General features: G+C 72.4%; 19 protein-coding genes and 1 riboswitch. Of the genes, 12 read left to right on the top strand and 7 right to left on the bottom strand.

Annotation, left to right across the window (positions count from 1 at the left end; genetic code table 11):
- Positions 1 to 3 precede the first annotated feature (3 nt).
- Positions 4 to 711, top strand: a complete 708-nt coding sequence (locus EDD40_RS10295; RefSeq protein WP_123742706.1) for a cobalt-precorrin-6A reductase — start codon at positions 4 to 6, stop codon at positions 709 to 711.
- Here the strand turns inward: EDD40_RS10295 and EDD40_RS10290 are convergent.
- From EDD40_RS10290 to EDD40_RS10280, 3 genes are read right to left on the bottom strand one after another with little or no spacing between them, the layout of a single operon-like run.
- Positions 686 to 2,143 (bottom strand): precorrin-2 C(20)-methyltransferase, encoded by a 1,458-nt coding sequence (locus EDD40_RS10290; RefSeq protein WP_123742705.1) that lies wholly within the window; start codon positions 2,141 to 2,143, stop codon positions 686 to 688. The two genes, EDD40_RS10295 and EDD40_RS10290, sit on opposite strands and share 26 nt — an antisense overlap.
- Positions 2,140 to 2,766 carry a precorrin-8X methylmutase gene (locus EDD40_RS10285; RefSeq protein ID WP_123742704.1) on the bottom strand — a complete coding sequence of 209 codons (627 nt, stop codon included), beginning with the start codon at positions 2,764 to 2,766 and terminating at the stop codon, positions 2,140 to 2,142. The genes EDD40_RS10290 and EDD40_RS10285 overlap by 4 nt, the downstream gene beginning before the upstream one ends.
- Positions 2,763 to 3,773: a hypothetical protein gene (locus EDD40_RS10280; RefSeq protein ID WP_123742703.1), complete on the bottom strand. Its 1,011-nt coding sequence runs from the start codon at positions 3,771 to 3,773 to the stop codon at positions 2,763 to 2,765. Before EDD40_RS10280 ends, EDD40_RS10285 begins: the two co-directional genes overlap by 4 nt.
- Positions 3,774 to 3,784: 11 nt before the next feature.
- Positions 3,785 to 3,913: riboswitch (cobalamin riboswitch) on the top strand.
- Between the two features lie 33 nt (positions 3,914 to 3,946).
- Here EDD40_RS10280 and cobN point away from each other — a divergent pair.
- The 7 genes from cobN to EDD40_RS10245 all read left to right on the top strand — a co-directional run bounded on the left by cobN (position 3,947) and on the right by EDD40_RS10245 (position 16,737).
- Positions 3,947 to 7,513, top strand: a complete 3,567-nt coding sequence (gene cobN / locus EDD40_RS10275; protein WP_123742702.1) for a cobaltochelatase subunit CobN — start codon at positions 3,947 to 3,949, stop codon at positions 7,511 to 7,513.
- A gap of 555 nt (positions 7,514 to 8,068) precedes the next feature.
- Entirely contained in the window at positions 8,069 to 9,355 is a 1,287-nt protein-coding gene (locus tag EDD40_RS10270) for an ABC transporter substrate-binding protein (protein ID WP_123742701.1), read from the top strand.
- Positions 9,355 to 10,359, top strand: a complete 1,005-nt coding sequence (locus EDD40_RS10265; RefSeq protein ID WP_123742700.1) for a carbohydrate ABC transporter permease — start codon at positions 9,355 to 9,357, stop codon at positions 10,357 to 10,359. The genes EDD40_RS10270 and EDD40_RS10265 overlap by 1 nt, the downstream gene beginning before the upstream one ends.
- Complete coding sequence (locus EDD40_RS10260) at positions 10,359 to 11,252, top strand: carbohydrate ABC transporter permease (RefSeq protein ID WP_123742699.1); 894 nt, start codon at positions 10,359 to 10,361, stop codon at positions 11,250 to 11,252. Before EDD40_RS10265 ends, EDD40_RS10260 begins: the two co-directional genes overlap by 1 nt.
- A gap of 11 nt (positions 11,253 to 11,263) precedes the next feature.
- Complete coding sequence (locus EDD40_RS10255) at positions 11,264 to 12,664, top strand: GH1 family beta-glucosidase (RefSeq protein WP_123747914.1); 1,401 nt, start codon at positions 11,264 to 11,266, stop codon at positions 12,662 to 12,664.
- Positions 12,661 to 13,692 carry a LacI family DNA-binding transcriptional regulator gene (locus tag EDD40_RS10250; RefSeq protein WP_123742698.1) on the top strand — a complete coding sequence of 344 codons (1,032 nt, stop codon included), beginning with the start codon at positions 12,661 to 12,663 and terminating at the stop codon, positions 13,690 to 13,692. Before EDD40_RS10255 ends, EDD40_RS10250 begins: the two co-directional genes overlap by 4 nt.
- Before the next feature lie 339 nt (positions 13,693 to 14,031).
- On the top strand, positions 14,032 to 16,737 hold the full coding sequence (locus tag EDD40_RS10245) for a cellulose binding domain-containing protein (RefSeq protein ID WP_123742697.1): 2,706 nt from the start codon (positions 14,032 to 14,034) through the stop codon (positions 16,735 to 16,737).
- A gap of 13 nt (positions 16,738 to 16,750) precedes the next feature.
- Here EDD40_RS10245 and EDD40_RS10240 read toward each other — a convergent pair whose 3' ends face one another.
- The gene (locus EDD40_RS10240; RefSeq protein WP_425471157.1) at positions 16,751 to 17,149 is read right to left on the bottom strand and encodes a LapA family protein; all 399 of its coding nucleotides are present in this window, start codon (positions 17,147 to 17,149) and stop codon (positions 16,751 to 16,753) included.
- A 36-nt stretch (positions 17,150 to 17,185) separates the two neighbouring features.
- On the bottom strand, positions 17,186 to 19,837 hold the full coding sequence (locus EDD40_RS10235) for an nSTAND1 domain-containing NTPase (protein ID WP_246037580.1): 2,652 nt from the start codon (positions 19,835 to 19,837) through the stop codon (positions 17,186 to 17,188).
- Between the two features lie 269 nt (positions 19,838 to 20,106).
- On the opposite strand from EDD40_RS10235, the gene EDD40_RS10230 reads away from it, so the two are divergent.
- Entirely contained in the window at positions 20,107 to 20,559 is a 453-nt protein-coding gene (locus EDD40_RS10230; RefSeq protein WP_123742696.1) for an ATP-binding protein, read from the top strand.
- Positions 20,560 to 20,590: 31 nt separating this feature from the next.
- On the opposite strand, the gene EDD40_RS10225 is transcribed toward EDD40_RS10230, so the two are convergent.
- Complete coding sequence (locus EDD40_RS10225) at positions 20,591 to 21,763, bottom strand: ROK family transcriptional regulator (protein ID WP_123747911.1); 1,173 nt, start codon at positions 21,761 to 21,763, stop codon at positions 20,591 to 20,593.
- Positions 21,764 to 21,824: 61 nt separating this feature from the next.
- Here EDD40_RS10225 and xylA point away from each other — a divergent pair, with 61 nt between their 5' ends.
- A complete protein-coding gene (gene xylA, locus EDD40_RS10220; protein ID WP_211348133.1) occupies positions 21,825 to 22,961 on the top strand; it encodes a xylose isomerase in 1,137 nt (378 codons plus the stop codon).
- A complete protein-coding gene (gene xylB / locus EDD40_RS10215; RefSeq protein WP_123742694.1) occupies positions 22,961 to 24,340 on the top strand; it encodes a xylulokinase in 1,380 nt (459 codons plus the stop codon). The genes xylA and xylB overlap by 1 nt, the downstream gene beginning before the upstream one ends.
- 45 nt (positions 24,341 to 24,385) lie before the next feature.
- On the opposite strand, the gene EDD40_RS10210 is transcribed toward xylB, so the two are convergent.
- Positions 24,386 to 25,288, bottom strand: a complete 903-nt coding sequence (locus tag EDD40_RS10210; RefSeq protein WP_123742693.1) for an aminoglycoside phosphotransferase family protein — start codon at positions 25,286 to 25,288, stop codon at positions 24,386 to 24,388.
- A gap of 98 nt (positions 25,289 to 25,386) precedes the next feature.
- On the opposite strand from EDD40_RS10210, the gene EDD40_RS10205 reads away from it, so the two are divergent.
- The gene (locus tag EDD40_RS10205) at positions 25,387 to 25,998 is read left to right on the top strand and encodes a flavodoxin family protein (protein ID WP_123742692.1); all 612 of its coding nucleotides are present in this window, start codon (positions 25,387 to 25,389) and stop codon (positions 25,996 to 25,998) included.

Below are 25,998 nucleotides of genomic sequence, written 5' to 3'. Positions count from 1 at the left end.
GCCGTGAAGACCGTGCTGGTGCTGGGTGGCACGGGTGAGGCGCGGGCGCTCGCCGCCGCGCTCGCCGGCGTGCGGGTCATCTCGTCGCTGGCCGGGCGGGTGGCCGACCCGAAGCTGCCCGACGGCGAGGTCCGCGTCGGCGGCTTCGGCGGTGTCGAAGGGCTCGTGGCCTACCTGCGGGCCGAACGCGTGGACGCCGTGGTCGACGCCACCCACCCGTTCGCCGACCGCATCACCGCCAACGCCCTCGCCGCCACCACCGCCACCGGGACGCCGTTCCTCGTCCTGCGCCGACCCGGGTGGCCGCCCGAGGACGGCTGGGAGTACGTGGACAGCGTCGCCGAGGCCGCCGCGCTCGTCGCCGGCCGCCGGGCGTTCATCACCACCGGGCGGCAGGAGCTGGGCGCGTTCACCGGCGGTGTCGCGCGCACCGTCGACCCGCCCGACCCGCCGAACCCGCGCCTGCGCCTCGTGCTGGACCGCGGGCCGTACACAGTGGACGGCGAGCTCGCGCTGATGCGCGAGCACCGGGTCGAGGTCCTGGTCACCAAGGACAGCGGCGGACCGATGACGGCGGCCAAGCTGACCGCCGCCCGTCACCTCGGCATCCCGGTCGTCGTCGTGCGCCGGCCACCGCCACCGGACGCGCCGATGGTGGAGACCGTGGCCGAGGCCGTCGACCGGCTCACCCGGGGTAGCGGCGTGGCGTGAACACCGTGCCGCGCGAGCTGACCCGGGTCTGCGAGGAACCGACCAGCAGCAGGCACCGCATGTCCACGGTGGACGCGTCCAGGTCGGCCAGCCGCACCACCCGCACGGACTCCTCCGGTCCGCCGACGTCACGGCCCACGACCACCGGCGTGTCGGCGGAGCGGTGCCGCAACAGCACGTCCCGCGCCTTGTCCACCTGCCACGTGCGGCTGCGCGAGGCCGGGTTGTAGATCGCCAGCACCAGGTCCGCCCGCGCCGCCGCCTCCAGCCGCCCCTCGATCACGTCCCACGGCTTGAGCCGGTCGGACAGCGACACCACGCAGTAGTCGTGCCCCAGCGGCGCGCCGACCCGGCTCGCCACCGCGTGCGCCGCGGTCAACCCCGGCAGCACCGTCACCGGCACGTCCGCGAACTGGTCCTCGGTCGCCACCTCCAGCACCGCGCTGGCCATCGCGAACACGCCCGGGTCGCCCGAGGACACCACGGCCACCCGCCGCCCGCGCTTGGCCAGGTCCAGCGCGAAGGCCGCCCGCTCGGCCTCCACCTTGTTGTCCGACGCGTGCCGCCGCTGCCGGGGGTTCGCCGGCACCCGGTCCAGGTAGGTCACGTACCCGACCAGGTCGTCGGCCTCCGCCAACGCCCGCCGCGCCTGCGGCGTCAACCACTCGGGCCCGGCCGGACCGAGCCCGACCACCACGACCCGGCCCTCGTCCGCCGAGCGCCGGGCGGGCTCGCTCGGCAGCAGCGCCAACGAGAAGTACGGCACGCCCTCGGCGTCCACTTCGGACAGCGGGGCGGTGCGCTGCGCGCCGGTCGTCGCCCGCTCCACGTACCAGGCCCCGTCCAGCCGGCCCGCCCGCGCCAACGCCTCCCGCACCCGCGGGAACGTCCGCCCCAGCTTCATGATCGCCACCGGGTCGCCGCCGGCCAGGTGCTCCACCAGCGCGTCCGCCGACAACGTGCCGGGCAGCACGGTCAGCACCTCGTCCCGCTCCACCAGCGGCCGCCCGATCACCGCCGCGCCCGCGCTCACCGACGTCACGCCGGGCACGACCTCGGCCTCGTACCGGTGCGCCAACCGCTTGTGCAGGTGCATGTAGGAGCCGTAGAAGAACGGGTCGCCCGCCGCCAGCACCACGACCGTGCGCCCGGCGTCCAGGTGCGCGGCCAACCGCTGCGCGCACTCCTCGTAGAACGCGTCGATCTCGCCCTGGTAGTCGTCGGAGTCCTCGGTCGTGACGGGGTAGACCAGCTGCTCCTCGACCTGGCCGTCCCGCAGGTACGGCGCGGCGATCCGACGTGCCACGCTCCGACCGTGCCGCGCGCTGTGGAAGACGACCACGTCCGCCTCGCCGATCAGCCGCGCCGCCTTCACGGTCACCAGCTCCGGGTCGCCCGGACCCACCCCGACCCCGTACAGCTTGCCCGTCATTCGTCCTCGCTCGCGATCGCGTTGAGCGCCGCCGCGGTCATGGCGCTGCCGCCCCGCCGCCCGCGCACGACCAGGTACTCCACCCCGAGGTCGTTGGCCGCCAGCGCGTCCTTCGACTCGGCCGCGCCGATGAACCCCACCGGCACGCCCAGCACGGCGGCGGGCCGGGGCGCGCCCGCCGCGATCATGTCCAGCAGGTGGAACAACGCGGTCGGCGCGTTGCCGATGGCGACCACCGCGCCGGCCAGCTTGTCGCCCCACAGCTCCAACGCCGCCGCGCTGCGGGTGGTGCCCAGCTCGGCCGCCAGCTCCGGCACGCGGGGGTCGCCCAACGCGCACACGACCTCGTTGTCCGCGGGCAGCCGACGCCGCGTCACGCCCGCCGCGACCATCTGCGCGTCGCACAGGATCGGCGCGCCGGCCAGCAGCGCCGCCCGCGCGTCGCGCACCGCGTGCGGCGAGAAGTCGACGTCCGACACCAGGTCGACCATCCCGCAGGCGTGGATCATGCGCACCACCACCCGCGCCACGTCCGACGGGAACCGCGCCAGGTCTGCCTCGGCGCGGATGGTGGCGAAGGAACGGCGGTAGATCTCCGCGCCGTCCTTGACGTAGCTGGTCACCTGATCTCCTCGTACCCGTCGCCGGTCGCGACGAACTCCACCACGTCGCCGGCGGGCCGTCCGCACCGGCGCGCGCAGCCCGACCAGTGCGCCCGGCCGGGCGTGGTCCGGGCGCCGATCCAGCGGGCCGCGTCGGCGCGCACGTCGGCCAGCGACTTGGCGCACCCCGGACGGCCGGTGCACGCGCTGACCCCGTGCCACGGCGAGTCCGGCGAGGTGAACAGGCCGGTCGTGTCGCTCCCGGCCGGCAGCACCAGGCTCCGCCACGGCGTGAGCCGGACCGGCACGCCGGCCAGGAGCCGCGCGTCCCACCGCCCGAACGGCACGCCCGCCACGACGGCGGAACCGTGCTCGCCGGGTGCGACGGGCGTCACACCCGGCTCGATCCGGGCGTCACCCGGAACGCCCAGCGCCGCCGTGATCTTCCGCACACCGCCGTCCACTTCGGACAGCCGCCACGCGTCGCCGCGGAGCTGCCCGAACAGCCGCGCGGCGGTCACCACGGCCCCGACGGGATCGGTCACGCGCAGCCCTGAATCGTGCCCTGCCAGGAACAACGCGTCGCCGACCAGCCCGATGTCACCCGACAGGCCGCTGACCGCGCCACCCACCGTGACCAGGAAACGCCCGGGCAGGGACGCCAGCTCCGGCGCCGCGAGCAGCGCGGCGTCGATCTCGTCGACCAGCGCCTGGTTGTCGTCCAACGGGGCGGCCACGATGTTCCGCATCCGCTCGTGGCTCACCGAGGGCAGCAGGCCGACGTCGCGCAACCGCGCGCCCAGCTCGTGCTCCGCCCCCGGCGCCAAGCCCCTGATCTGCAAGTTCGCCCGTGAGGTCAACTCGAGGAACCCGTCGCCGAGGTCCACCGCGGCGGCGCGCAGCGCGTCGACCCGCACGGCGTCCAACGTCCCGCCGGGCACCCGCACGCGCGCCAACCCGCCGTCGGCGGCCTGGTGCACGTCGACGGCGCCGGGGCAGGCGTCCGGGTGAGTTCGATCCGTGGGCATGGACTGGATGCTAACTGCCGTTAGGGTGACCTCCGAACGGCGAAGCAGCAGGAGGAAGCCGGTGTGAATCCGGCGCGGTCCCGCCACTGTGACCGGGCAGCCCCCGGGAGTCAGGAACTCCGCTCGCCGTACCCACGACCGGGGCGAGGACCCCCGAGGGATGGAGCCCGCACGTGATCCTGCTGTTGTCGACCTCCGACACGGACCTGCTGTCCGCCCGCGCCGGCGGCGCCGACTACCGCCTGGCCAACCCCGCCCGCACCGCCGTGGACGACCTGCCGGCCCTGGTGGCGGGCGTCGACCTGGTGGTCGTGCGCATCCTCGGCGGCCGCCGGATGTGGGAGGAGGGGCTGGACTGGCTGCTCGCCTCCGGCCTGCCGGTCGTCGTGCTGGGCGGTGAGCAGAACCCCGACGCGCCGCTGATGGAGCTGTCGACCGTGCCCGGCGGCGTCTGCGCCGAGGCGCACGCCTACCTGGCGCACGGCGGCGCGGCGAACCTCACCCAGCTGCACCGGTTCCTCTCCGACACGGTGCTGCTCACCGGCCACGGCTTCGCGCCGCCCGAGCCGACGCCCACCTGGGGCGTGCTGGAGCGGCAGGACGAGGTCGAGGGGCCGACCATCGCCGTGCTCTACTACCGCGCCCACCACGTGGCCGGCAACACGGCGTTCGTGCACGCCCTGTGCGACGCGATCGTGGCCAAGGGCGGCCGTCCGCTGCCGGTCTTCTGCGCCTCCCTCCGCACCGCCGAGCCGGCGCTGCTGGCCGAGCTGGGCGCCGCGGACGCCCTGGTCGTCACGGTGCTCGCGGCCGGCGGCAGCAAGCCCGCCGCCGCGTCCGCCGGCGGTGACGACGACGCCTGGGACGTGGGCGCGCTGGCCGCCCTCGACGTGCCGGTCCTCCAAGCCCTGTGCCTGACCAGCAGCCGTGCCGCCTGGGACGAGAACGACGACGGGCTGTCCCCCTTGGACACCGCCACCCAGGTCGCGATCCCGGAGTTCGACGGCCGGATCATCACGGTGCCGTTCTCGTTCAAGGAGGTCGACGACGACGGCCTCACGGTCTACGTCGCCGACGACGAGCGCGCGGCGCGGGTCGCGGGCATCGCGGTGCGCCACGGCAGGCTGCGCCACATCCCACCGGCCGAACGGCGCATCGCGGTGATGCTGTCGGCCTACCCGACCAAGCACTCCCGCATCGGCAACGCGGTCGGCCTGGACACCCCCGCCAGCGTCGTGCGGCTGCTCACCGCGATGCGGGAGCAGGGCTACGACATCGGCGACGAGCTGCCCGGGGTGGCCGACCTCGACGGCGACGCGCTGATCCACGCCCTCATCGCGGCCGGCGGCCAGGACGCCGACTGGCTCACCGAGGAGCAGTTGCGCGGCAACCCCGTCCGGCTGCCGGCGGCCCGGTACCGGCAGTGGTACGCCACCCTCCCGGAGGACACGCGCCAGGGGATGGAGCGGCACTGGGGCGAGGCGCCCGGCGAGCTGTTCGTCGACCGGTCGCGGGACCCCGACGGCGAGATCGTCCTGGCCGCCCTGCGCTCCGGCAACGTCGTGGTCATGGTCCAGCCGCCGCGCGGCTTCGGCGAGAACCCCATCGCCATCTACCACGACCCGGACCTGCCGCCGAGCCACCACTACCTCGCCGCCTACCGCTGGCTGTCCGACGAGTTCGGCGCCGACGCCGTGGTGCACGTGGGCAAGCACGGCAACCTGGAGTGGCTGCCCGGCAAGACCGTCGGCATGTCGGCCGGGTGCGGCCCGGACGCGGCCCTGGGCGACCTCCCGCTGATCTACCCGTTCCTGGTCAACGACCCCGGCGAGGGCACCCAGGCCAAGCGCCGGGCGCACGCCACCCTGGTCGACCACCTCGTGCCGCCGATGGCCAGGGCCGACAGCTACGGCGACATCGCCCGGCTGGAGCAGCTGCTGGACGAGCACGGCAACATCGCCGCGATGGACCCGGCGAAGCTGCCGGCGATCCGGGCCCAGATCTGGACCCTGATCCAGGCCGCCAAGCTCGACCACGACCTCGGCCTGTCCGACCGGCCGGCCGACGACGGGTTCGACGAGCTGATCCTGCACGTCGACGGCTGGCTGTGCGAGGTCAAGGACGTCCAGATCCGCGACGGCCTGCACGTCCTGGGCCAGGCGCCCACCGGCGCGACCAGGGTCAACCTGGTGCTGTCGATCCTGCAGGCCAAGCAGATGTGGGCGGGCGAGGTCGCGGCCCTGCCCGGCCTGCGCGAGGCGCTGGGCCTGGCCGAGTCCGGCAACGACCGGACCGCCACCGACCGGGTCGAGGAGCAGGCCCGCGCGCTCGTCCAGGCGATGGAGGACGCCGGGTGGGAGGTGGCCGCGGCCCGCGGCCTCACCGACGACGAGGACGTGGCGCGCATCCTGGAGTTCGCCGCGCTGGAGGTCGTGCCCCGGCTGGCCCGCACCACGGACGAGCTGACGAACGTGCTGCACGCCCTGGACGGCGGCTACGTGCCGGCCGGTCCGAGCGGCTCGCCGCTGCGCGGCCTGGTGAACGTGCTGCCGACCGGCCGCAACTTCTACTCGGTCGACCCCAAGGCGGTGCCGTCCCGGCTGGCCTGGGAGACCGGCCAGGCGATGGCCGAGTCGCTGCTGGAGCGCTACCGCGCGGACACGGGGGAGTGGCCGCCGTCGGTCGGCCTGTCGGTCTGGGGCACGAGCGCGATGCGCACCGCCGGTGACGACGTCGCCGAGGTGCTGGCGCTGCTGGGCGTCCGGCCCGAATGGGACGAGCAGTCCCGTCGGGTGACCGGTCTGGAAGCGATCCCGCTCGCCGAGTTGAACCGGCCGCGAATCGACGTCACGGTCCGGATCAGCGGCTTCTTCCGCGACGCATTCCCGCACGTTGTGGCACTGATCGACGACGCTGTGCGACTGGTCGCGAACTTGGCCGAGTCGGCGTCGGACAACTACGTCCGGGCGCACGCCCAAGCCGATCTGGCGCAGCACGACGACCCGCGTCGGGCGACAATGCGGATCTTCGGCAGCAAACCGGGTGCGTACGGCGCCGGCCTGCTCCCGCTCATCGACAGCCGCAACTGGCGCGACGACGCCGACTTGGCCGAGGTGTACGCGGTGTGGGGCGGCTACGCCTACGGCCGCGAACTCGACGGAGTCGAAGCGCGACCGGCCATGGAGAGCGCCTACAAGCGCATCGCGGTGGCGGCGAAGAACATCGACACGCGTGAGCACGACATCGCCGATTCCGACGACTACTTCCAATATCACGGTGGCATGATCGCGACCGTGCGCGCGCTCACCGGCAAAGCGCCCGCGGCTTATGTCGGCGACAGCACGCGGCCCGATGCCGTGCGCACCAGAACGCTCAACGAGGAGACGAACCGGATCTTCCGCGCCCGCGTGGTCAACCCGAGGTGGTTGGCCGCGATGCGCGAGCACGGTTACAAGGGCGCGTTCGAACTCGCGGCCACCGTCGACTACCTGTTCGGCTACGACGCCACCACCGGCGTGGTCGCCGACTGGATGTACGAGCAGCTCGTGGCGAGCTACGTGCTGGACCCGGTGAACCGGGAGTTCCTGGCCCGGTCCAACCCCTGGGCGCTGCACGGCATCTCCGAACGGCTCCTGGAGGCGGCCGAACGGGGTATGTGGGAGCACCCGGAGCCGGAGACGCTGGAAGCGCTGCGAAAGGCGTACCTGGAAACCGAGGGTGATCTCGAGGACGGCCGCTGAGCCGGCGGGCCGCCGGGGCGCGCCCTATAACGCCGCGAAAACGATTCGATCATGAGGGGTACCCCTATATTCGGACGCCCCCGCGCGCGTGACGAAACACTTCGGTGGATCATTGGTCCTGAATGGACGTCTCAGCTCGCGGTGAGCCCCGTCCGGAGGTGACTCGGCCGGCCGGTGACGCCACCCGGTCGGCCGACTCGCGCTACCCGTCCGGACGACTCCGCGCGCCACTGTCCGCGACTCGCGGTGGGGTGGTGGCCGACGTGTGCGCACTTCCGGTGCAGACTGGTGGCGGGTGAGTGGGTGCGCGACTCGTGAATCTTTTCGGGCTGTTCGCCGCGGAGATGAACCGAGCGTGTCCGACCGGTCTACGAACAGTGCCTGATCGGACTACTGGGCACACCGCTAGCAGAATCGGTCCAGCAAGGCAAATGACCCAACGTCGGTAACAGCGCGGACACGGGAGCTTGACACAACTCCGTGGTGCGAACCACACTCCCCCAAAACCTGGGAGCGCTCCCAGAACGTTCACCGCCGATCAACTGAGGAGTTCTCGTGCGCTACCGTCGAGCAGGCTTGGCCAAAGTCCTGGCCTGCACCGCAGTGCTTGCCGCAGTCGCCACGGCCTGTGGCTCGGGAGGGTCCGGCACGTCGCCTGATGGCAAGGTCGAGCTGACCATCGCGACCTTCAACGAGTTCGGCTACGAGGAGCTCCTCAAGGAGTACGAGGCCGCGAACCCGAACGTCAAGGTCACGCAGCGCAAGACCGGCCAGGGCGCGCCGCACCACCAGAACCTGTTCACCAAGCTGGGCGCGGGCTCCGGTCTCGCCGACGTCGAAGCCGTCGAAGAGGGCTTCCTCAGCCAGGTCATGGCCAAGTCCGGCCAGTTCGAGGACCTGAAGGAGATCGGCCCGAAGGACGTCCGCGAGGACCGCTGGCTGCAGTGGAAGGTCGACGCGGTCACGACCAAGGACAACAAGCTCATCGGCTACGGCACCGACATCGGCCCGCTGGCCATGTGCTACCGCAAGGACCTCCTCGAGGCCGCGAAGCTGCCGTCCGACCCCGAGGGCGTGAAGGCCCTGTTCGCGACCTGGGACTCGTACTTCTCCGCCGGTGACGCCTACGTCAAGGCGACCGGCAAGCCGTGGTTCGACTCGGCCGCGCAGATCTTCAACCCGATGCACAACCAGGCGGGCACCGGCTACTTCGACCGCGACGACAAGCTCGTGATCGAGACCAACGACGACAAGAAGATCTGGGACCAGGTCACCGCGGCGGTCGCGGGCGGCCAGTCGGCCAAGCTCGCCGCGTGGAGCCCCGAGTGGGAGACCGGCTTCAAGGAGTCGGCGTTCGCCACCAAGACCTGCCCGTCCTGGATGCTGGGTGTCATCGAGGGCAACGCCGGTCCCGACCACAAGGGCAAGTGGGCCGTCACCGCGGCGTTCCCCGGCGGCGGCGGCAACTGGGGCGGCTCGTACCTGACCGTCCCGAAGCAGGGCAAGAACAAGGCCGAGGCCGCCAAGCTGGCCGCGTGGCTGACCGCGCCGGAGCAGCAGATCAAGGCGTTCAAGGCCAAGGGCACCTTCCCGAGCCAGACCAACGCGCTGATCTCCCCGGAGCTGCTCAACCAGACCAGCGAGTACTTCGGCGGCGAGAAGGTCGGCCTGCTGTTCGCCGAGCAGGCCAACAAGGTCGCGGCGGCCCAGTACAAGGGCCCGCAGGACGGTGAGATCCAGGACAACGTGGTCTCCCCGGCGCTGACCTCGGTCGAGCAGGGCACGTCGCCCGACGAGGCGTGGTCGAAGGTCATCGAGGGAGCCAAGAAGGCTGCCAAGTAATGACGACCGAGCTTTCGGTCGCGCGCGGGCGGGGCGCCGAGCCCCGCCCGCCGCGGCGCGACGACAACGATGACATCGGTCCGGCCAAGCTGAGCTGGCGTTACCGGCTGACCCGCCTGGACGTGAAGTTCTCGCCGTACATCTACATCGCCCCGTTCTTCGTCCTGTTCGCGGTGGTGGGCCTCTTCCCGCTGCTCTACACGGCCTACATCTCCCTGTTCGACTGGGAGCTCGGCGCGGACGAGCAGGAGTTCCTCGGGCTGGGCAACTACACCGAGCTGTTGGCCGACTCGCAGTTCTGGAACGCGATGGTCAACACGTTGAGCATCTTCGCGATCTCGACGATCCCCCAGATCATCATCGCGGTGCTGCTGGCCGCGCTGCTCAACACCGCCCTGCGCGGTCGCACCGGCTGGCGGATGGGCGTGCTGCTGCCCTACGTGGCCAGCCTCGTCGCCCTCACCATCATCTTCGGCGACCTGTTCGGCGTGCAGTACGGCACCGTGAACAACATCGTCGAGTGGTTCGGCTTCGACCGCATCGACTGGCAGGCCGACCGCTGGTGGAGCCACGTCGCCATCGCCACCATGGTCAACTGGCGCTGGACGGGCTACAACGCCCTGATCGTGCTGGCCGCCATGCAGGCCATCCCGCGCGACGTCTACGAGGCGGCCTGGGTCGACGGCGCGAGCAAGGTGCGCCAGTTCCTCAGCATCACGCTGCCGATGCTGCGCCCGACGCTGATCTTCGTGATCGTCACGTCGACCATCGGCGGCCTCCAGATCTTCACCGAGCCGTTGCTGTTCTCGCCCTCGGCGGGCGCCAACGGCGGTGCGACCCACCAGTACCAGACGGTGGTGCTCTACATGTACCAATCCGGCTTCCAGAGCCTCGACCTCGGCTACGCCTCGGCGATGGCCTGGGTCCTGTTCATCGTCGTCATCGCGATCGCGGGGATCAACTTCCTGCTCACCCGCAGGCTCGCGTCCAGTGGGGAGGCGTGATGGCCACCATCACCGATCGCCCGTCCGCCACCGGGACCAGGGGCGCCAAGCCGAAGCGCTCGAAGGCGGTGTCGCTCTCCGAGCGGCGCCCCGGCTTCGTCGTCTACGGCATCCTGATCGCGTTCATCCTCGGCTCGGCGTTCCCGTTCTACTGGTCGTTCCTCGTGGCCAGCCACGACGACGCGAAGTTCACCGCGGACGCGCCCCTGCTGCCCGGCGGCAACTTCTTCCACAACGCGGGCCGCGTGCTCGACACGATCCCGTTCTGGAAGGCGCTGGGCAACAGCGTCCTCGTCTCCGGCACGGTCACCGTGTCGGTCGTGGTGCTCTCGACCCTGGCCGGCTTCGCGTTCGCCAAGCTGCGCTTCAAGGGCCGCGGACCCCTGATGGTGTTCGTGGTCGCCACCCTCGCCGTGCCGACGCAGCTGGGCATCATCCCGCTGTACATGGCGATGGCGGAGTACGGCTGGTCCGGCACCCTCGGCGCGGTCATCATCCCCAACCTGGTGACCGCGTTCGGCGTGTTCTGGATGCGCCAGTACATCGCCGACGCCGTGCCGGACGAGCTGATCGAGGCGGCCCGCATGGACGGCTGCAGCATGATCCGCACGTTCTGGCACGTGTGCCTGCCCGCGGTGCGCCCGGCCGCCGCCATGCTGGGCATCTTCACGTTCATGACGTCGTGGAACGACTTCCTCTGGCCGCTGATCGTGCTCAACGCGGACAACCCGACGATGCAGGTCGCCCTGGAGAAGTTGCAGAGCGGCTACTACGTCGACAACTCGCTAGTGCTCGCCGGGACCACGCTGGCCACGGTCCCGATTCTGATCGTCTTCCTCGTACTCGGTCGGCAGATCGTCGCCGGGATCATGCAGGGTGCTGTGAAGGGGTAGCTGTGGAGTCGATTTCCTTTCCCGAGGGATTCGTGTGGGGCGCCGCGACCGCGGCGTTCCAGATCGAAGGCGCGACCACCGCGGACGGTCGCACCGCGTCCATCTGGGACACGTTCTGCCAGCTTCCGGGCGCGGTGGTGGGCGGTGACACGGGTGACCCCGCCGCCGACCACTACTACCGCGTGGACGAGGACGTCCAGCTGATGGTCGACCTCGGGCTGCACGCCTACCGGTTCTCCACCGCGTGGCCGCGCATCCGCCCGGACGCCGGCCCGGTCAACCAGCCCGGCCTGGACTTCTACTCGCGGCTGGTCGACAAGCTGCTCGAAGCCGGCATCACCCCGTGGCTGACCCTCTACCACTGGGACCTCCCGCAGACGCTGGAGGACGCCGGCGGTTGGGCCAACCGCGACACCGCGTACCGCTTCGCGGAGTACGCGGAGTCCGTCGTCGGCGCGCTCGGCGACCGGGTGGACAACTGGACCACGCTCAACGAGCCGTGGTGCTCGTCGCTGCTCAGCTACGCCGCCGGCGTGCACGCGCCCGGCCGCCAGGAGCCGGAGGCCGCCGTCGCGGCCGTGCACCACCTGCTGCTGGCGCACGGCCTGGCCACCTCGGCCATCCGGGAGCAGGCGCCGAACGCCAAGATCGGCATCACGCTCAACATGTACCCGATCATCCCGGCGGACCCGGACAACCCGGCCGACCTCGACGCCGCCCGCCGGCTCGACGGCCTGCAGAACCGGATCTTCCTGGACCCGCTGTTCAAGGGCGAGTACCCGGCGGACATCGTGGAGGACCTGGAGCCTTACGGCTTCTCGAAGCACATCCGCGAGAACGACCTGGAGATCATCTCCGCGCCGCTGGACCAGCTGGGCGTCAACTACTACGCCGAGCACTTCGTCAGCAGCACGCCCGAGCCCGAAGCGCCGGTCCAGACCAACGGCCGTCGCCCGACCGGGTCGCCGTGGGTGGGCGCGGAGCACGTGTCGTTCCCCAGCCGCGGCCTGCCGCGCACCGACATGGACTGGGAGGTGCAGCCGGACGGCCTGTTCAAGGTCCTCATGCGGGTGCACCAGGACTACCCCAGCATCCCGCTCTACGTGACCGAGAACGGCGCGGCCTACGTCGACTCCATCAGCGACGACGGGTCGATCAACGACCCCGAGCGCCTCGGTTACATCGAGTCGCACCTCAGGGCCGCGCACGCGGCCATCGAGGCGGGTGTCGACCTGCGCGGTTACTTCGCGTGGTCGCTCATGGACAACTTCGAATGGGCCGAGGGCTACGCCAAGCGGTTCGGGATCGTGCATGTCGACTACGAGACCCAGGTGCGGACGCCTAAGATGAGTGCCATGTGGTACTCGCAGGTTGCCCGTGGCAACGTTCTCGCGGCGACGGTCGCTCCGTGACAGATGCCGTTGACCCGCCCAAGGCGCGACGACCCAACACCCGGCTCGAGGAGGTCGCTCGGGCAGCCGGGGTGTCGAAGTCGACCGTCTCCCGGGTGATCAACGGCGAGCCGTACGTCAGCTCCAGGGCGCGTGAAGCCGTCCACCAGGCCATCGGGAAGCTCGGGTACAGCCCGAACCAGGCGGCCCGGACGCTCGCGGGCAGCCGGGCGAACTGCATCGCCATGGTCGTCTCCGAGCAGGGCAGCCGGGTCCTGAACGACCCGTTCTTCGCCGGTGTGCTCCGCGGTGTGCACGCCGAACTCGCGGGCAAGCGGGTCCAGCTCGTCCTCATGATGAGCAAGGAGGGCGACGAGCAGGACCTGGTGAACTACCTGTGCGGTGGCCACGTGGACGGCGTGCTGGTGATCAGCCTGCACGGCCAGGACCCGCTGCCCCGCACGCTCGCCGACGCGGGCCTGCCGACCGTGGTCTGCGGCAGGCCCCTCGGCGCCGGCGGAGTGCCCTATGTGGACTCGGACAACTTCAACGGCGCCATGGAAGCGGCTCGCTACCTGGTCGCGCGGGGTCACAAGCGCATCGGCACCATCGCCGGCCCCCGGGACATGGCCGTGGGCATGGACCGGCTCTCGGGCTGGAAGCGCGGGCTCAGCCAGGCCAGGGTCGAGACCGGTCTGGTCGCCTACGGCGACTTCACGCCGGAAAGCGGCGCCGCGGCCATGGCCGACCTGCTCGAACAGGCCCCGGACCTGGACGCGGTGTTCGTCGGCGCGGACATCATGGCGCTCGGCGCGTTGCAGACCCTGCACGCGCACGGCAAGCGGGTGCCGCAGGACGTCGCCGTGGTCGGGTTCGACGACCTGATGATCGCGTCGACCGCCGTGCCGCCGCTGACCACGGTCCGCCAGGACGTGGAGCAGTTGGGGCGCACGATGACGTGGCGGCTCATGGCGGAGCTGGCCGGCGAGGAGAACCTCCCGCCGTTCCTGCTCCTCCCGACCGCGATGGTCACCCGTTCGAGCGCCTGAGCACGACCTCGAAGCACTCTCCGCGGCCCGGACCGGCTGGTCCGGGCCGCGGCATTTCGAAGCGATTCGATGTCCGGATCGACGCGTTCGACGCGCCCGGGACGCTCTGAAACCACAGTTCACTCGGATGGCGTAGCTCCGACTCTTGCCGTCAGTCGATCAACCTGGCTACCGTCCAATCCTGCCCTCTCTGGGAGCGCTCCCAGAACGGACGGACCGGTCGGCGCCCGTGCGGCCGGGCGCTCGACCTCCAGACCCCTGACTCCCCGAAGCCAGGGGGGAGGCGGATCCCTCTCGCCCACCGCCTCCTCCCACCCCCGCGCAAAGGAGCGCAGCACGATGGCCCGACGCACCCCGCTCACGCGGCTCCTGGCGTTGACCACCGCCGTCGTGGCCGCGCTCGGCGTGGTGCTGGTGACGGCGGCGGCGAGTCCCGCGACGCCGACCGCCGCCGCCGTGCCCGAGCAGCCGCACACCTGGCGCAACGTGGAGATCCAGGGCGGTGGGTTCGTGCCCGGCATCGTGTTCAGCCCGGCCGAGAAGGACCTGATCTACGCCCGCACCGACATCGGCGGCGCGTACCGGTGGGACCAGGCCACCGGCCGGTGGATCCCGCTGCTGGACTGGGTCGGCTGGGACGAGTGGGGCTACAACGGCGTCGCGAGCATCGCGCCCGACCCCGAGAACGCCGACAAGGTCTACGCCGCCGTCGGCATGTACACCAACAGCTGGGACCCCCACAACGGCGCGATCCTGCGCTCCGCCGACCGGGGCGCCACCTGGCAGCGCACGGAGCTGCCGTTCAAGCTCGGCGGCAACATGCCGGGCCGCGGCATGGGCGAGCGGCTGTCCGTCGACCCCAACGACGGCCGGGTGCTGTACTTCGGCGCGCCGAGCGGCAAGGGCCTGTGGCGCAGCACCGACAGCGGCGCCACGTGGTCGCAGGTGACGAGCTTCCCCAACCCCGGCAACTACGTGGCCGACCCGAACGACGCCAACGGCTACGCCAACGACATCCAGGGCGTGGTCTGGGTGACCTACGACCCGAGGTCGTCGACGGCGGGCAGCGCGACCAGGACCATCTACGTCGGCGTGGCCGACAAGGAGAACACGGTCTACCGCAGCACGGACGCGGGCGCGACGTGGACCCGGCTGGCGGGCCAGCCGACCGGCTACATCGCGCACCAGGGCGAGCTGGACACCAAGGGCGGGTTCCTGTACCTCGCCACCAGCGACACCGGCGGCCCGTACGACGGCGGCAAGGGCGACGTGTGGAAGTACGACACCGCCACCGGCGCCTGGACGCGGATCAGCCCCGTCCCCTCCACCAGCGCGGACGACTACTTCGGCTACAGCGGCCTGACCATCGACCGGCAGGACCCGGACACGCTGATGGTCGCCACCCAGATCTCCTGGTGGCCGGACATCATCATCTTCCGCAGCACCGACGGCGGCGCGACGTGGACGCGGGCGTGGGACTTCACCAGCTACCCGGACCGCAGCTTCCGCTACACCATGGACATCCGGACGTCGCCGTGGCTGAGCTGGGGCGCGAACCCGCAGCCGCCGGAGGTCACGCCCAAGCTGGGCTGGATGGTGGAGTCGCTGGAGATCGACCCGTTCGACTCCAACCGGATGATGTACGGCACCGGCGCCACCGTCTACGGGACCACGGACCTGCTCAAGTGGGACAGCGGCGGCCAGATCACGATCAAGCCGACCGCGGCGGGCCTGGAGGAGACCGCGGTGCTCGACCTGATCAGCCCGCCCGCGGGCGTGCCGCTGTTCAGCGGCCTCGGTGACATCGGCGGGTTCCGGCACGCGAGCCTGACCACCGTGCCGTCGATGATGTACGAGCAGCCGAACTTCACCTCCACCACCAGCCTCGACTTCGCCGAGCTGAACCCGCAGGTCATGGTGCGCTCCGGCAACGTCGACGGCGCCGCCCACGTCGCGTTCTCCACCAACGGCGGCACCTGGTTCGCGGGCAGCGAGCCCGGCGGCGTCACCGGCGGGGGCACGGTCGCGGCGGCGGCGGACGGCTCCCGGTTCGTGTGGAGCCCGGCGGGCGCGGCGGTGCACCACTCGGTGGGCTTCGGCCACACCTGGACGCCGTCCACCGGCATCCCGGCGGGCGCCGTGGTGGAGTCCGACCGCGTCAACCCGAACAAGTTCTACGGCCTGGCCAACGACACCGTCTACGTCAGCACGGACGGCGGCGCGACGTTCACCGCCGGCGCGACCGCCGACGTGGGCAAGCTGCACGCCGTGCCCGGCAACGAGGGCCACCTGTGGCTGGTCGGCGACGGCGGCCTGTTCCGCTCGACCGACGGCGGCAAGACGGTCACCGCGGTCGCCGGCGTGACGTCGGGCGTCAACATCGGCTTCGGCAAGGCCGCGTTCGACAAGCGCTACCCGTCGCTGTACGCGGTGCTGACCGTCGACGGCAAGACCGGCGTCTACCGGTCCGACGACGAGGCCGCGAGCTGGGTCCGCATCAACGACGACCGGCACCAGTACGGGAACATGGGCGAGGCGATCACCGGCGACCCGCGCGTCTACGGCCGCGTCTACCTGGGCACGAACGGCCGGGGCATCCTGGTGGCCGAGCCGAGCGGCGGCACCAGCAGCAGCAACACGCACCCCACGGACTCGTCGTCGAGCACCACGACGACGACCACCACGACCACCACCACTGTGACGACCGTGACCGACCAGCCGCCACCCGGCTGCTCGGTGAAGTACCAGGTCGCCAGCCAGTGGGGAGGAGGCTTCACCGGATCGGTGAAGATCACCAACCGGGACTCCAGGGCCATCACGGGCTGGAACCTGGGCTGGACGTTCGCGAACGGCCAGCAGATCACCAACAGTTGGAACGGCAAGGCGTCGCAGAGCGGCGCCGCCGTGACGGTGACCAACGAGGGCTGGAACGGGACCATCGGAGCGGGTGGCTCGGTGGACTTCGGATTCCAGGCGAGCTGGCAGGGCAGCAACGTCGCACCCACCGGCTTCACGCTGAACGGTAGGTCCTGTTTCTCGGGCTGAGCACTGAGGACGACTAGCGCAGCCCTCGTTTGGCCTGGCGGCGCAGCTGCATTATCCGGGCTGCGCCGACCAGGGCCACCAAGATCGCCCCGGCGATCGCCGCGAACAACAGCGCCACGCCCAGCGGCAGCGTGCCCGCCGCGCCCAGGAAGTGGATCGTGGCGTCGGCGAGGTTCTGCAGGATGAACACCAGCAGCACGATCAGCACCACGATCGAGGCCAGCACGGCGACCCACGTGCCGCTGATCCTGGTCGGCCTCAGCTTCACCCGCGGCTCGGCCGGCCGTTCCGGCCCGCCGACGACCGAGGGCTCCACGGCGCCCGGTCCGCGCGGGTCCACCAGGGGCGGACCGTCGGGGATCGGGCCGGTCGGCAGCGCCGCGGTGCGGTCGTCGTCGCGGGGGGTGGTCACGCGGTGATTATCGGCCCGCCCGCGCCGGGCCGCCAATCAACCGCACGGGCGGTCGTAGTCCAGCACGCCGACCGCGCCCACGTACTGCTGCCACTCCTCGCGGGTGATGTGGGCGGTGACCTCGGCGCACATCTCGGCCACCGCCGTGTCGTAGTCGAACTCCCAGGACCGCGTCGTGCCGTTCGACTTCGACGTCACCACGTCGGTCGCCGTGTCGCCGAACCCCACCGCGTAGACGCCCTCGGTGAGCCCGTTGACCCGGCCGCGGCCCACCGCCTGCCGCGGGTCCGACACGTCCCACAGCGCCACCACGTCCTGCGTGCCGACCGTGGCGAGCGCGTCACCGGTCCGGTCGAAGCCCATCGCCTGCACCGCGCCCCGGTGCGCCCGGCCGGACCACAGCTCCGCGGGATCGGCCGGCGCGCTCACGTCGTACAGCCGGACGTCGCCCTTCGCCGTGCCGAGCGCGAGCGTGCGGTGGTCGTGCGACAGGGCGACCGAGGTGATGTCCCGCCCGGTGTCCAGCTTCACGAGCGGCTCCGGGGCCTTGAGGTCGGACAGGTCCCACAACCGGACCACGCCCATGACGTCGAAGGTGACGAGGATCCGGCCGTCCGGGCTGTGGACGACGCCGACCACCCGGTGCGGCTGGTCGGTCAGCCGGGCCGCCTCGACCGGCTTGGCCGGGTCCGACCAGTCCCACACCACGACCCCGGACAGCTCCGACACGGTGACCAGCGTGCGGGCGCGGGCCGGGTCGAACGCGATCCGGTCGACCGGGAAGTCGAAGGTGTGCGCCACCTCCGGGGTCAGGTCGGTGACGTCCCAGACCTTCCCCCGCCCGTCGACGGCCGTCGTGGCGAACGCCTGACCGGCGCCGTTCACGGCGATGGAGGTCACCGTCTCGTCGGCGGGCCCGAGCACGCGGCGCAGCGGGTCCTGCTCGCGGTCCGGGTCCGACAGCGCCTGGGCGGAGGCGAACGCGGCGCGGGTGGCCGTGTCCAGCTCGTCCGTCGCGTGCGCGGTCAGCACGCCGTTGCGCGTCTCGTCGTTCGGGTTGAGGTCGTGGGCGACGATGGCGAGCTGGTCCGCCAGCCGCGCGTCGCTGCTGCGCAGGCTCTGCGACTGGTTGGCCACGTACCAGGCGGCCGACGACCGCCAGCCCGCCGCGGCCTCCTTCTGCGCGGTGATCGCGATCACCACGGCGGTGCCGGCGAGCAGGAGCAGCACCGCCAGCAGCGCCACGAGCTGGCGCAGCCTGCGGGTGCGCCGGTGGGCGAGCAGCCGTTCCCGGTCGCGGGACTGGAGGCTCTCGGCCAGGAAGTCGCGTTCCTGCGCGCTGGTGCGCACGCCGTCGCGCTGCGTCCACTCGACCGCGGTGTCCAGCCGCGTGCCCCGGTACAGCGCGTCCGGGTCGCGGCCCAGCGACTCCCAGGTGGCCGCGGCCTCGGTGAGCCTGCGCATGGTGCGCAGCCCTTCCCGGTCCTCGGCGAGCCAGCCGCGCAGCCGCGGCCAGGAGCGGATCAGCGCCTCGTGCGCGATCTCCACGCTGTCGCGGTCCAGGGTGAGCAGCCGGGCGTGGGCGAGCCGGTCGAGCACCACGTCGACGTCCACGTCGTCGTCCAGCTCGGCGCGCGGCAGCCGGCGCTTGGTGTCCTCGGTGCCGTCGCCGAGCGCGGTGAGCCGCAGGAACACCTGCCGCGCCAAGGCGCGCTGCTGCCGTTCCAGGGAGGTGTAGGTGCGTTCGGCGGTCTGCGCGATGGCGTGCTGGACGCCGCCCGCGGCCTCGTAGCCGGCCAGCGTCAAGGTGGTGCCGCGCCGTCGCCGCCACGTCTCCAGCAGCGCGTGCGACATCAGCGGCAGCACGCCCGCCTGGCCGGTGGCGTCCGCGATGAGCCGCGACACCAGCGCCGTCTCCACCGTGCAGGACGCCTTCACGGCGGGCTGCATGATCACTTGGCGCAGCTCCTCGGCGCCCATCGGCCCGAGCAGCAGCTGGCCGTCGGCCAGCGCCTCCACCAGCGCCGGGTGCTGCGCGCAGTGACCGTAGAAGTCGGCCCGCACGCCGACCACGACCTTGCACCGCGCGGTCAGCAGGGCGTCGACGTAGGAGGCGCGCTGCTCGACGTCCGCCCACAGCGTGAAGACCTCCTCGAACTGGTCCACGATGAGCAGGTCGGCGTCCAGGTCGGGATCGGCGGTCTCGCTCGGCGCGGTGACCACGACCCGGCCGGTCACCCGCGGCACCAGGCCGGCGCGCAGCAGGGACGACTTGCCCGCGCCCGACGCGCCGAACACCGCGACGAAGCGGCGGTGCGCGAGTCGCTGCTCCAGGTCGTCCAGCACGTGGTCGCGCCCGAAGAACCACTCGGCGTCCTCGGTGCCGTAGGCCGCCAGGCCCGCGTACGGCGGGTGGCCCTCGTCGAGGTCCGGGTCGGCGGGCAGCACCTCGGCGGCGACCTGCCGCCACCGGTCCTCCCACTCGGCCACGTCGCCCTCGCAGGCGCGCACGTAGGCCAGCGTCACCGCGAGGGTGGGCAGCCTGCGCCCGCCCGCCGCGTCGGACAACGTCGTCGCCGAGTAGTGGGCGCGCGCGCCGAGCTGCCGGTAGCTGTGCCCGCCCGCCTTGTCCCGCAACGACCTCAGGTCGGCGGCGAACTTGAGCAACGGGCTGTCACCGACGTCCAACGGGCGTTCTCCGCGCGGCAACCGGTCCACCCCCCTGGCATCTGTCGGCGGCACGTCCGCAGTGGCAAACGTGCCGTCCAGGCTGTCAGACGCGGCCCCGCCGTGCGCCCACTTCGGGCGACTGCATTCGGGTGACAGCGTGCCGCGTGGACACAACGTAGTGGCACCGATACCGGCGGTGCGCGCACCGGAGTGCGCCGGTGATCGGCAAGGTGTGCGGGGCGGGGACGGTGACCAGGGGGCACCGTCCCCGCCGCTGGGTTCGACGGGTGCCCCGGCTGATCGCGCTGAACGGCCCGCCCGGGTGCGGCAGGTCGACCATCGCGCGCCGCTACGCGGTCGACCACCCGCCCGCGTTGGCGTTGGACGTCGACCGGGTGCGCGACCTGATCGCCGGCGACCTCGGCGAGGCCGGCCGGTTGGCGCGCGACATCGCCGTCGCCGCCGCCCGCGTGCACCTGACGTCCGGACACGACGTGGTCGTGCCGGCGGCCGAGGTGGGCGCGGCGCACCACGAGGTCGTCCTGAACGACACCAAGGCCAACGCGATCCGCCGCTTCACCGAGCGCGGCACCGTGCGGGCCACCCCGGCCGAGCTGTCGGCCGTGCACGACACCCCGCAAACGATCATCGCCACCCGTGCGCCCGTGGCCATCCCCTCCGTCGAGGGTGACCCGGACCACACCTACCGGGCGCGAGAGTCCAACGTTCGGGACAGGTGAGTTGAACGCTCGCGGCAGGTGAGGTCAACGCTCAGGACAGGGCGGTGGTCACGTAGGGGTCGGGGTCGGCGAGGATCGCGCGCACGGCGGTGGTCGCGGCGCCCCGCATGGCGGCCTCCGCGCCCAACGACGAGGCGACCACCCGCACGGGCGACCACTCGCCGCTGACCACCCGCCGGTCCAGCTCCGCGTGCAACGGCTCCTGCAGCCACGGCTCCAGGCGGGCGTACGTGCCGCCCAGCACCACCGTGGGCAGGTCCAGCAGGTTCACCGCCCCGGCCAGCGCCACGCCGAGCCACCGCGCCGCCGAACGCACCGCCGTCGTGGCCGTCCGCTCACCCGCGGCCAGTTTGACCAGCAGCTCGTCCACCCCCGACACGCCGGCCGCGCGCACGATCTCGTCCTGCCCGGCCAGCCGCTCCAGGCACCCGCGCGACCCGCACGCGCACCGCGGCCCACGCGGGTCGACGGACAGGTGCCCGATCTCGCCGCCGAACCCGGACACGCCCTCGAACAGAGCCCCGCCGACGACGATGCCCGCGCCGATGCCGATCTCACCGGAGACGTGCAGGAAGTCCGCCGCCACGTCCCCGTGCCACAGCTCGGCCAGCGCGGCCAGGTTCGCCTCGTTGCCCACCAGCACCGGCACGTCCAGCTCGACCCGGCGGGTCACCTCGCCCCGGACGTCCACCTCGCGCCAGCCCAGGTTCGGCGCGACCCGCAACGTCCCGCCGGCCACCTCGACCAGGCCCGGAACGGCCACGCCCACCCCGCCGATCGGCACGTCCTGCTTCGCCGCCGTGCGCACCGCCGTCGCCACCTTGGCCAGCACGCGGGCGGGGGAGGAGGCACGATTGTCGCTGGGCCGCACCCACCGCGCCCGCACCCGGCCGGTGAGGTCGACCAGGCACGTGGCCAGGTAGTCGACCCCGATCTCCACCCCGAGCCCGTGCGGCCCGGTGGGCGACAGGTGCAGCGCCGTGCCGCGCCGCCCGGGACCGGACCTGGCCTGCGCCTCGCCCTCGGCCACGAGCCCGGCGCCGATCATCCGGTCGACCAGGCTCGACACGGTGGCCTTGGTCAGCCCGGTGTGGGCGGCCACGGCCGCGCGCGACGAGCCGGGCGCCTCGGCGATGGCGTCGAGCACGAGGGCGGAGTTGTGCCGGCGCACGGTGTGCTGGCTCGCGGGCTGCGGTCTGGACACCACTGGATACTAGCGGCCGAGTGCGATAAGTTCAGGCATCAAACTTATTGGAGGTGCCCTCGTGGACAACTTCAGCTTCGGCCTGTGGACGGTCGGCTGGCAGGGACGCGACCCGTTCGGCGACGCGACCCGCCCCGTGCTGGACGCCCCGTTGGCGGTGCGCAAGCTCTCGGAGCTCGGTGCGTGGGGCATCACGTTCCACGACGACGACCTGTTCCCCTTCGGCGCCGACGCGGCCGAGGTGGGCAAGCGGGTCGCCGCGTTCCGCTCGGCGCTGGACGAGACCGGCATGGTCGTGCCCATGGTGACCACCAACCTGTTCACCCACCCGGTGTTCAAGGACGGTGGCTTCACCAGCAACGACCGGTCGATCCGCCGCTTCGCCCTGCGGAAGGTGCTGCGGAACCTGGAACTGGCGGCCGAGCTCGGCGCCCAGACCATCGTGATGTGGGGCGGCCGGGAAGGCTCCGAGGTCGACGCGGGCAAGCCCGTGTCCGCCGCCCTCGACCGCTACCGCGAGGCCGTCGACACGGTCGCGCAGTACTCGGTCGACCAGGGCTACGGCTTCCGCTTCGCGCTGGAGCCCAAGCCGAACGAGCCCCGCGGAGACATCCTGCTGCCGACGATCGGCCACGCGCTGGCGTTCATCTCGACGCTGGAGCACCACGAGCTGGTGGGCGTGAACCCCGAGGTCGGCCACGAGCAGATGGCGGGCCTCAACTTCGTGCACGGCATCGGCCAGGCGCTGTGGCAGGGCAAGCTCTTCCACATCGACCTCAACGGCCAGAAGGGCCCGCGCTACGACCAGGACTTCGTGTTCGGCCAGGGCGACCTGCTGTCCGCGTTCTTCCTGGTCGACCTGCTGGAGAACGGCGGCTACGACGGGCCCCGGCACTTCGACTACAAGCCGTTGCGCACCGAGGACCTCGACGGCGTGTGGGAGAGCGCGGCGGCCAACATGCGCACCTACAAGCTGCTGCGCGAGCGGTCGGCGGCGTTCCGCGCCGACCCCGAGGTGCAGGAGGCGCTGAAGTACAGCGGCGTGTACGAGCTGGCCGAGCCGACCCTGAACGAGGGCGAGTCGATCGCGGACTTCCTCAAGGGCGAGGACTTCGACCCGGAGACGGCCGCCGAGCGCGGCTTCGGGTTCGTGCGCCTGGCGCAGCTGGCGACCGAGCACCTGCTGGGCGCGCGCTGATGGCGCTCGTCGCGGGCGTCGACTCGTCCACCCAGTCCTGCAAGGTTGTGGTCCGCGACGCGGACACCGGCGCCCTTGTTCGACAAGGGCGCGCGACGCACCCGACGGGCACCGAGGTGCATCCCTCCGCGTGGTGGGACGCGCTGCAGACCGCCATCGCGGACGCGGGCGGCCTGGACGACGTGGCCGCCGTGTCGGTGGCCGCGCAGCAGCACGGCATGGTCACGCTCGACGAGGCCGGCGAGGTGGTCCGGCCGGCGCTGCTGTGGAACGACACCCGTTCCGCGCAGGCGGCGGCCGACCTCACCACCGAGCTGGGCGGCCCGGACGCGTGGGCGAAGGCGATCGGCAGCGTGCCGGTCGCCTCGCTCACCGTGACCAAGCTGCGGTGGCTGGCGGTCGACGAGCCGGAGTCGGCCGCCCGCACCGCGGCGGTCTGCCTCCCGCACGACTGGCTGACGTGGAAGCTGTCCGGCGGCACGTCCCTCGACGCGCTGACCACCGACCGCAGCGACGCCAGCGGCACGGGCTACTGGTCGCCGTCCACCGGGGACTACCGCCCGGACCTGCTCGAACTGGCCCTCGGCAAGGTCGTCGCGCTGCCGCGCGTGGTCGGCCCGGCGGACCTGGTCGGCGGCCGGTTCGGCGCGGGCGCGGGCGACAACGCGGCGGCGGCCCTCGGCGTGCAGGCGCAGCCGGGTGACGTCGTGGTGTCCATCGGCACGTCCGGCACGGCGTTCGCGCGCTGGCCGGACCCCGTCGCCGACGGCACCGGCATCGTCAACGGCTTCGCCGACGCGGAGGGCGGCCACCTGCCGCTCGTGTGCACCCTGAACGCCTCACGGGTGCTCACGTCGACGTCGGCCGTGCTCGGCGTCGACCTGGCGGACCTGTCGGACCTGGCCCTCACCGCGCCGGCGGGCGCGGACGGCCTCGTCTTCGTGCCGTACCTGGAGGGGGAGCGGACGCCGAACAAGCCCGACTCCACCGGCGCGCTGCACGGCCTGAGGCTGGACACCATGACCCCGGCGCACCTGGCGCGCGCCGCGGTCGAGGGCCTGCTGTGCAGCCTGGCGGACGCGATCGACGCGCTGCGGGCGCTCGGCATGCCGGTCACCCGCGTGCTGCTGATCGGCGGCGGGGCCCGGATGCCCGCCGTCCGGCAGCTCGCGCCGGCGATCTTCGGCTGCCCGGTCCTGGTGCCGGAGCCGAGCGAGTACGTGGCCGACGGCGCCGCCAGGCAGGCGGCGTGGGCGGTCGGCGGCGCGGACACCCCGCCCCACTGGTCGGAGCTGGCCTCGACGTCCGTCGAAGCCGACCCGACCCCGTGGGTCCGGGACCGCTACGCCTCGGCGCGCGACCTGACGGTCAACCGCTGACGCGAATCCGAAAGGGGGCGCCTCCGGCCGCGGGGGCACCCCCTTTCACCGCGGCGCGTCGCCGAGCACTTCCCCGACGACCCGCCGCGACCGCTCGTCGCCGTCCGCGAGCGTGATCAGGGCCTTCCACAACGCCCACCCGCGCGCACGCGCCCACGTCGCGTCGTCCGCCGCGACCGCCTCGCGGAACGCCCGCCTGCTCTCGCCCGAGAACATCGTGTAGGCGATCACCAGGTCGCAGGCCGGGTCCCCGACCCCGGACGTGCCGAAGTCGATCACCGCGGCCAGTGTCCCGCCGTCGACCAGCAGGTTCCCGTGCGCGATGTCGCCGTGGAACCACACCGGCGGCCCGGACCGCTCCGGCGCGCTCACCGCGTCCTCCCACACCGCCGCCGCCCGTGCGGTGTCGACGCGGCCCGCCAACGCGGCCAGCGCCCGCCGCGTCCCGTCGTCGTAGTGGCCCGGCGACGCGCCCCGGTAGAAGCTGTGCGCGCCGGCCTCCGGCCCGTCCGTCGCGTCGGCCCGCTGCAATGCACGGATGAACCCGGCGACCGACTCGGCGAACCCCACCAGGTCCTCGACGCGGTCCGGCGACGCGGTGCGCCCGTCCAGCCAGCGCCGGACCGACCAGGGGAACGGGTAGCCCTCGCCCGGCACCCCCAGGGCCAGCGGCACGGGCACCGGGACCGGCAACGACGGCGCGAGGACCGGCAGCCACCGGTGCTCCTTGCGGACCGCCGGCGCGTACCCCTCGGCGGTCGGCAGGCGCACCGTCATGTCGTCGCCCAGCCGGTAGGTGCGGTTGTCCCACCCGTCGACCTCGACCGGGGTCACGGGCAGCCCCGCCCACTGCGGGAACTGGGCCGCGACCAGCCGTGCCACCAGCCCGGCGTCGATGCCGGCACGTCCGTCGGGGATGCCGGCACGTCCGCCGGGGGAGTCGACCATGTCCCGAGCCTGTCCACCACCGGCGGTCGCGGCAACGCATTTTCACCGCCGCCGGGGGTATTCCGGCGGTTGGCCGACTCGGATGCGGAGGTGCCCCTATGAGGGCCGTGGTGCTCAACTGCACGTTGAAGAAGTCGCCGGACCCGTCCAACACCCAGCTGCTGGCCGACGTCGTCGTCGAAGCGCTCGAACGGCGGGACGTCGAGGTGCGGACGTTCCGGGTGGTGGACCACGCCGTGCCGCCGGGTGTCGTCACCGACCTCGGCGAGGGCGACGAGTGGCCGACGCTGCACGACGCGCTGCTGGACGCGGAGATCCTGGTCGTCGCCACGCCCACGTGGGTCGGCCACCCGTCGTCCATCGCGCAGCGGGTGATCGAGCGGATGGACGCGATGATCTCCGAGCAGGACGACGAGGGCCGTCCGGTCGCGTACAACCGGGTGGCGGGCGTCGTGGTGACCGGCAACGAGGACGGCGCGCACCACGTGATCAGCGAGGTGTGCGGCGCGCTCGGGGACATCGGCTACACCGTCCCGGGCCAGGCGTGGACCTACTGGAACATGGGCCCCGGCCCGGGACCGGACTACCCGGACACCGACCACGGCCACGACTGGTCCAAGAGCACCGGCGAGGCGATGGCCGCCAACCTGCACGCGGTCGCCACGGCGCTGGCCAGGACCCCGATCCCGCCCCCGCCGTCGTCGAGCTGA

The sequence above is a fragment of the Saccharothrix texasensis genome (assembly GCF_003752005.1).
Lineage (GTDB): Bacteria > Actinomycetota > Actinomycetes > Mycobacteriales > Pseudonocardiaceae > Actinosynnema > Actinosynnema texasense.
This window is presented reverse-complemented; position numbering and strand designations above follow the sequence as displayed.

Bases quoted from the DNA above. Each gene is read 5' to 3' on its own strand.
- EDD40_RS10290 (WP_123742705.1), bottom strand. From the start codon at position 2,143: ATGACGGGCAAGCTGTACGGGGTCGGGGTGGGTCCGGGCGACCCGGAG.
- EDD40_RS10280 (WP_123742703.1), bottom strand. From the start codon at position 3,773: ATGCCCACGGATCGAACTCACCCGGACGCCTGCCCCGGCGCCGTCGAC.
- EDD40_RS10265 (WP_123742700.1), top strand. From the start codon at position 9,355: ATGACGACCGAGCTTTCGGTCGCGCGCGGGCGGGGCGCCGAGCCCCGC.
- EDD40_RS10260 (WP_123742699.1), top strand. From the start codon at position 10,359: ATGGCCACCATCACCGATCGCCCGTCCGCCACCGGGACCAGGGGCGCC.
- EDD40_RS10245 (WP_123742697.1), top strand. From the start codon at position 14,032: ATGGCCCGACGCACCCCGCTCACGCGGCTCCTGGCGTTGACCACCGCC.
- xylB (WP_123742694.1), top strand. From the start codon at position 22,961: ATGGCGCTCGTCGCGGGCGTCGACTCGTCCACCCAGTCCTGCAAGGTT.
- EDD40_RS10210 (WP_123742693.1), bottom strand. From the start codon at position 25,288: ATGGTCGACTCCCCCGGCGGACGTGCCGGCATCCCCGACGGACGTGCC.
- EDD40_RS10205 (WP_123742692.1), top strand. From the start codon at position 25,387: ATGAGGGCCGTGGTGCTCAACTGCACGTTGAAGAAGTCGCCGGACCCG.